This window comes from Paenibacillus sp. FSL H7-0716, assembly GCF_038002705.1.
GTDB lineage: Bacteria > Bacillota > Bacilli > Paenibacillales > Paenibacillaceae > Paenibacillus_AQ > Paenibacillus_AQ odorifer.
The window spans coordinates 297,164-303,986 of record NZ_JBBODA010000006.1 but is presented as its reverse complement, the minus strand read 5'-3'; the positions used below and the strand labels follow the sequence as shown (position 1 = coordinate 303,986).

The 6,823-nt window shown below is 45.3% G+C and carries 5 protein-coding genes and 1 rRNA gene; all 6 read left to right on the top strand.

Going from position 1 to position 6,823, the window contains the following annotated elements; translation table 11 throughout:
- The first annotated feature begins 89 nt into the window (after window positions 1-89).
- Window positions 90-206 (top strand): 5S ribosomal RNA (rrf, locus tag MHH60_RS11245).
- A gap of 462 nt (window positions 207-668) precedes the next feature.
- Complete coding sequence (locus tag MHH60_RS11240; RefSeq protein WP_076138438.1) at window positions 669-1,841, top strand: GNAT family N-acetyltransferase; 1,173 nt, start codon at window positions 669-671, stop codon at window positions 1,839-1,841.
- A gap of 293 nt (window positions 1,842-2,134) precedes the next feature.
- Window positions 2,135-2,596 carry a CtsR family transcriptional regulator gene (locus tag MHH60_RS11235; protein ID WP_036680465.1) on the top strand — a complete coding sequence of 154 codons (462 nt, stop codon included), beginning with the start codon at window positions 2,135-2,137 and terminating at the stop codon, window positions 2,594-2,596.
- A 30-nt stretch (window positions 2,597-2,626) separates the two neighbouring features.
- On the top strand, window positions 2,627-3,151 hold the full coding sequence (locus MHH60_RS11230) for a UvrB/UvrC motif-containing protein (protein WP_036680467.1): 525 nt from the start codon (window positions 2,627-2,629) through the stop codon (window positions 3,149-3,151).
- Window positions 3,152-3,179: 28 nt separating this feature from the next.
- Window positions 3,180-4,244 carry a protein arginine kinase gene (locus MHH60_RS11225; RefSeq protein WP_036680469.1) on the top strand — a complete coding sequence of 355 codons (1,065 nt, stop codon included), beginning with the start codon at window positions 3,180-3,182 and terminating at the stop codon, window positions 4,242-4,244.
- 35 nt (window positions 4,245-4,279) lie between these two features.
- The gene (gene clpC / locus MHH60_RS11220; RefSeq protein ID WP_036680471.1) at window positions 4,280-6,748 is read left to right on the top strand and encodes an ATP-dependent protease ATP-binding subunit ClpC; all 2,469 of its coding nucleotides are present in this window, start codon (window positions 4,280-4,282) and stop codon (window positions 6,746-6,748) included.
- Window positions 6,749-6,823 lie beyond the last annotated feature (75 nt).

Below are 6,823 nucleotides of genomic sequence, written 5' to 3'. Positions count from 1 at the left end.
CATCAAGCCTGTAATACGCTTAGAAATTCATTGTCACTTCTGGTGATGAACTGAATTTCACGCGGCAGCGTCTGTTTCACAGACGCATGTTTGGTGGCGATAGCGGAGGGGTTCCACACGTACCCATCCCGAACACGACCGTTAAGCCCTCCAGCGCCGATGGTACTTGGACCGAAGGGTCCTGGGAGAGTAGGACGTTGCCAAGCAAAAATAGACCACTGTTGATAACTCGACAGTGGCTTTTTTGCGTCTATTATAGATTGTGGAAAACTTGTGGATAATTCATTGGAATTTGCAGAAAACTTACGCACATGTGGATAATTCATTGGAATTTGCAGAAAACTTACGCACATGTGGATAGATGATTAAAAGGCAAAAAATCACCGAATGGTGTGAATTAAGTACATATTTATGTAGATCTGTCAACAGAAAACCTAAGTAATACACGGGTTGCTGTGGATATAGTCATATTTATGTGGATAGAGGGATTGATAAGTGGATAATTATTTTAACTTGAATAGGACAAGATTACAAGACTATTTTTAAAACTGCTTAAGGGCTGTGGATAACTAAATAAAGTTCGAAAAATATCCTTATAATTCGCACACCATACACTCTCTTGTTATACTAACCATAAAAGTAAATTCATAAATGACGAGGTGAGTTTTGTGGATATCAGACAGTTGCACTCAGAAGAGTTTGATCTAAGCATGGATTTATCTGAATATGCTTTTCAATACAAGCTGCCTAGTGAGAAAAGGGCGAATGCTAAGGAAAGATTTAAAGCAGAACGCGTATGGGGTGCTTTTGAAGAAGGTACTTTGGAAGCCAAACTTACTCTTCTTCCATTCGAAGTGTACATACAAGGTAGATTAGTACCTATGGGAGGGCTCGCAGGGGTAGCGACATGGCCGGAGAATCGCAGACAGGGGCATGTGGCAAAGCTCCTAGCGCATACGCTGCAAACGATGAATGAGGCGGGGCAGACATTATCTTTTCTGCATCCGTTCTTGATCCCCTTTTATCGCAAATTTGGTTGGGAAGTTTATTGTGAATATAAGAAATACTCCATTCCTGTTGCCAAGTTTCCCAAGAAGGTTGAAGTTGAAGGCAAGGTAAGACGTGGTGTTAAAGATATCGAAGTATTGGACAACTTATACAATCGTTTTGCAGTTAGATATAACGGGACACTTAAGCGCGATTTGGACTGGTGGGAGAACTCTGTTCTGGATGATGAAGGTCAGATTGCGGTATTTTACTCACAGCTTGGGGAACCTGAAGGATACGTACTATATAAGATAGAAAATAGAGAACTGGTCATTGATGAATTTGTGTTTTTGAACGAACAGGCCCGGCAGGGGCTGTGGACATTTCTTGCGAATCACGATTCGATGGTGACCGGTGCATCGCTAAAACTGGTGCCATCCGATGATATGTTACCCTTTTTGCTGCCTGATCCGCGTATAGAGCAGGAGAATTATCCTTATTTTATGGCGCGTATTGTGAATGCTAAAGTATTTGTGGAGAGTTATTCTTTTAAGCGTCACAGCAGTCAGAAGAAACAGGTTATTTATATTGAAGATAAATATGCCCCATGGAATGACGGGTTGTGGGAATGGACGGTCTCCGAAGAGGGAGCAGCAGCTTTCTTGCGTATAGTGGGTGAACGGGATGCAGCTGACTTAAGCTGTGGTATTGGTACGCTGACGATTCTAATGTTTGGATATAAACGCCCGGCAGAGCTGGCTCGTTATGGACTTGTGACTGGTAATCCGACGTCTCTGGAATGGCTCGAAGAAATCATACCGCAAGCTGAAACCGCACTTTTTGATCATTTTTAGAAAATAATTAGGCTCTCCCCTTCGAAAGATGCTGGGAGAGTTCTTTATTTCCGAATACATTCGCTGAAAAAAGTGAAAAATAAGAGAATCCTCTTGGAATTAGCACAGAATATGTTATAATATTAAAAAGTCAAAGAAAGTCAAAGTCAACGCACCTGATGACATACAGTGCGATCCTCTGAATTCGTGAAGTTTTCTTCAGACTTATATGAATGAAGTTCACTAATGAATGTCATTAAGGATGCGGCCGCAAGCGATATTATGAAGCTTTAAAGAGCACTGGAGGATGAGTGATGCGCAATATCTCTGATATTATTGAACAATATCTGAAGAATATTTTGCATGAAAGTCCCGAAGGTACGGTGGAAATCCAGCGAAATGACCTGGCGGACCAGTTCTCATGCGTACCGTCACAGATCAATTATGTTATTAGTACACGCTTTACACTGGAAAAAGGCTATGTGGTGGAAAGTAAGCGTGGTGGCGGGGGATATATTCGTATTCAACGTTTTGAATTGCCGCCCAACGTGGCACTGCATGCCCATTTAAACCATACTATAGGTGGCGGGATAGATCAGAACGCTGCCGAAGGGTTGATTTATCAGCTGGAGGAAGCTGGTTTTCTAAGCAAGCGTGAGGCGTGTCTTATGCGCGCTGCTGTTTCTCGGGATTGCCTAACGGTTAAGATTCCATATCGGGATGAGATTCGGGCCAAGATTATGAAGGCGATGTTAATCTCTTTGTTAGGCAAATAATTGTCAATCATAAGGGAGGGGCTTTCGCTTATGCAATGTCAGGAATGTGGCGTCAAGCCAGCAACACTCCATTTCACCAAGATCGTGAATGGAGAGAAGACAGAATTTCATATCTGCGAGAGCTGTGCGCGGGAGAAGGGTGAACTGATCCCGGGAACTGCTGGAGGATTCTCCATTCACAGCTTGCTGTCTGGTCTGCTTGATCTTGAAGGGGCCGGTAAGGAAAAAACGGCTGCTACGAAGACTACGCAGAGTCTGCAATGTGAGAATTGTGGGATGACGTACTCGCAGTTTAGCAAATTGGGCCGTTTTGGCTGCAGCTCCTGTTATAAATATTTTAACAGTGCACTGGACCCGCTCTTTAAACGGGTGCATGGCAGCACTTCTCATGTAGGCAAGATTCCCAAACGTGCTGGAGCACAGATTGTGTTCAAACGGCAAATTGATGAATTGAAGCTGGAATTACAGCAAAGTATCGCACAGGAGGAATTCGAAACTGCGGCAGAGCTGCGGGATCAAATTCGCCAACTTGAAAAAGAAATGGCACAAGAGTAAAGTCTTTGATATATAGGGGGGATATGACATGTCAAGTCTCCGATTTACTGAACAAGCGCTTAGTGATTGGATGCGCTCGGGAGGCAGTCACTCCGAGATTGTAATTAGCAGCCGTATGCGTATTGCACGTAACTTAGAGCATCTTCCATTCCCTATGCTTGCTTCCTTAGAGCAATCGGAAGAAGTATTAGAGCTGCTGGCCCCTGTGTTTCATGGGGAAACTGCTGCCGAATTCGGATCTTTTCAACTGATAAAGCTTGCTGAAGTGAATGAACTGGACAAAAAGGTATTGGTCGAGAAACATCTCATCAGTCCTAATCTGGCTAATGATTCACGTGGCGCAGCTGTGATATTAAATGAAGATGAGTCGGTCAGCATCATGATTAACGAAGAAGACCATCTGCGGATTCAATGTCTGTTCCCGGGTCTTCAGGTAAGAGAAGCATGGGAACGTGCGACAGCCATCGATGATATCTTCGAATCGGCTGTTAATTACGCTTTTGATGATAAAAGAGGATATTTGACCAGTTGTCCCACCAATGTGGGTACAGGGCTGCGTGCCTCAGTAATGCTGCATTTGCCAGCACTAGTAATGACCCAACAGATCAATCGCATATTGTCAGCAGTGAATCAAGTGGGATTGACTGTAAGAGGAATTTATGGTGAGGGCAGCGAAGCAGTAGGGAACATCTTTCAAATTTCCAATCAGATTACTCTCGGTCAAACGGAAAGTGAAATCATCGAGAACCTTCACAGTGTAGTCACCCAGATTATAGAGCATGAACGAAATGCCCGTGAAAGGCTGCTTGTAGATTCCGCTTTAAGAATTACAGACCGAGTCAAAAGATCTTATGGGATTTTGTGTTATGCCGCTCTAATGGAGCTTAAAGAATCCGCACAACGGCTATCTGATGTGAGACTTGGGGTCGACCTTGGCATACTGGAAGGCCCTTCGATTTCCGTGCTTAATGAGCTTAACGTTAAGACACAGCCAGGATTTCTGCAAAAAATGTTCGGTGACGAGATGAACGCCACTGAACGGGATATGTATCGGGCGAAACTGCTCCGAGAAACACTGGGAACACAACATTAATATAGATATTTATTATTCATGGAGGTGCAGGAGATATGATGTTTGGAAGATTTACGGAACGCGCACAAAAAGTGCTAGCGCTAGCGCAGGAAGAAGCTGTTCGTTTAGGACACAACAATATTGGCACAGAACATATTTTGCTAGGACTTATTCGTGAAGGAGACGGCATTGCTGCTAAAGCATTAATCGCTTTGGGTCTGGGTCTTGAGAAAATCCAGGACGAAGTGGAGACACTGATTGGCAGAGGCCAAGAACAACCTACGAACATTGCTTATACTCCTCGCGCCAAAAAAGTAATCGAGTTGTCGATGGACGAAGCCCGCAAGCTGGGACATACGTATGTCGGCACTGAGCATATTCTGCTAGGACTTATTCGTGAAGGAGAAGGTGTCGCGGCTCGTGTGCTTAATAACCTCGGCATCAGCTTGAACAAAGCTCGTCAGCAAGTGCTTCAGCTTCTGGGAAGCAGCGAGGCTGCATCCAGCCATAGCGGAACACCTGCTAATGTCAGCACACCGACTCTAGACGGTCTAGCACGCGATTTGACGGCTTATGCCAAGGATGGCAACCTGGATCCAGTTATCGGTCGTAGCAAGGAAATTGAACGTGTTATTCAGGTACTGAGCCGCCGGACGAAGAACAACCCGGTGTTGATAGGTGAACCTGGGGTGGGTAAAACAGCTATTGCTGAAGGCTTGGCCCAAAAGATCATTAATAATGAAATTCCAGAAACACTGCGCGACAAACGCGTAATGACGCTCGATATGGGCTCTGTAGTGGCTGGTACTAAATATCGCGGTGAGTTTGAAGACCGCCTCAAGAAAATCATGGATGAGATTCGCCAAGCGGGGAATATCGTACTCTTTATCGATGAGCTTCATACGCTGATCGGTGCTGGTGGCGCAGAAGGTGCTATTGATGCATCTAACATTCTTAAGCCGGCTTTAGCCCGCGGAGAACTTCAGTGCATCGGTGCGACGACGCTGGATGAATATCGTAAATATATTGAAAAAGATGCAGCTTTGGAGCGCCGTTTCCAACCTATTACGGTGGATCAGCCATCTCCAGAAGAAGCGGTACAAATTCTATTTGGACTTCGTGATCGTTATGAAGCACATCACCGTGTGAAAATTACGGATGAAGCTATCGTGGAAGCTGTAAAGCTGTCTGATCGTTACATTCCGGATCGTTTCCTGCCGGATAAAGCCATTGACCTTATCGATGAAGCAGGGTCTAAAGTAAGGCTTCACTCTTACACTATCCCGCCAAATCTGAAGGAACTAGAAATGCGCTTGGATGATATCCGCAAGGAGAAGGATTCCGCTGTTCAGAGCCAAGAGTTTGAGAAAGCGGCTGCCCTGCGTGATACGGAGCAAAAAATCCGTGAAGAGCTTGATACGACTAAGAACCAGTGGAAAGAAAAGCAAGGACGCACCGATTCTGAAGTTACTCCTGAAGATATCGCACAGGTTGTAGCAAGCTGGACGGGGATCCCTGTAAGCAAGCTGAAGGAAGAAGAGACCGACCGTCTGCTTAATATGGAAGCTCTGCTGCATGAACGAGTGATTGGTCAAGACGAAGCTGTTAAGGCTGTCAGCCGGGCATTGCGCCGGGCGCGTGCGGGTCTTAAAGATCCGAAACGTCCAATGGGCTCCTTTATCTTCCTCGGTCCTACGGGCGTAGGTAAAACTGAGTTGGCACGTGCACTTGCTGAAGCCATGTTCGGCGATGAGAATGCGGTCATCCGTATTGATATGTCGGAATACATGGAGAAGCACTCCACGTCCCGTTTAGTTGGTGCCCCTCCTGGATATGTCGGCTATGAAGAAGGCGGCCAATTAACAGAGAAGGTACGTCGTAAACCATACTCTGTAGTACTGCTTGATGAAATTGAAAAAGCGCATCCGGAAGTATTCAACATTTTGCTGCAAGTGCTTGAAGATGGTCGTCTTACCGACTCTAAAGGCCGGGTAGTTGACTTCCGTAATACACTTATCATTCTGACCTCTAACGTAGGCGCACAGGCAATCAAGAAGAATTCGACGCTTGGATTCACGGCTGTGCAAGATGCAGGAGCAGAATATGGCAATATGAAGGGCAAGGTTATGGAAGAGCTCAAGAAGAGCTTCCGTCCAGAGTTCTTGAACCGGATCGACGAAATCATCGTCTTCCACTCACTCGATGAGAAACATATCGCTGAGATCGTTACGTTGATGTCTGATGAGCTCCGCAAGCGCCTGCGTGAATATGATGTTGATTTCGTACTCACGGATGCAGCGAAGGCCTTCTTGGCTAAAGAAGGTTATGACCCAGCCTTCGGTGCACGTCCATTGCGTCGGGCAATACAGAAGCATATTGAAGACCGCCTTTCTGAGGAATTGTTGAGAGGAAATATCCAAAAGGGTGATTCCCTCAATATTGATGAGGTGGGCGGAGAGCTTGTGGTGACTAAAGTGGACGCTCCAGTAGCGCCAGCGCTTGAAAAAGAAGTAGAATCGGAATAAAATAAACAAGGCTTTCGCTCCTTATTTATAGAGGAGCGGAAGCTTTTTTTATTGGAAATAGATCAATTTAAAATA

What these genes read in the sequence shown, in the direction of transcription:
- MHH60_RS11230 (WP_036680467.1), top strand. Translation starts at nt 2,627, where the DNA reads ATGCAATGTCAGGAATGTGGCGTCAAGCCAGCAACACTCCATTTCACC.
- MHH60_RS11235 (WP_036680465.1), top strand. Translation starts at nt 2,135, where the DNA reads ATGCGCAATATCTCTGATATTATTGAACAATATCTGAAGAATATTTTG.
- MHH60_RS11225 (WP_036680469.1), top strand. Translation starts at nt 3,180, where the DNA reads ATGTCAAGTCTCCGATTTACTGAACAAGCGCTTAGTGATTGGATGCGC.
- clpC (WP_036680471.1), top strand. Translation starts at nt 4,280, where the DNA reads ATGATGTTTGGAAGATTTACGGAACGCGCACAAAAAGTGCTAGCGCTA.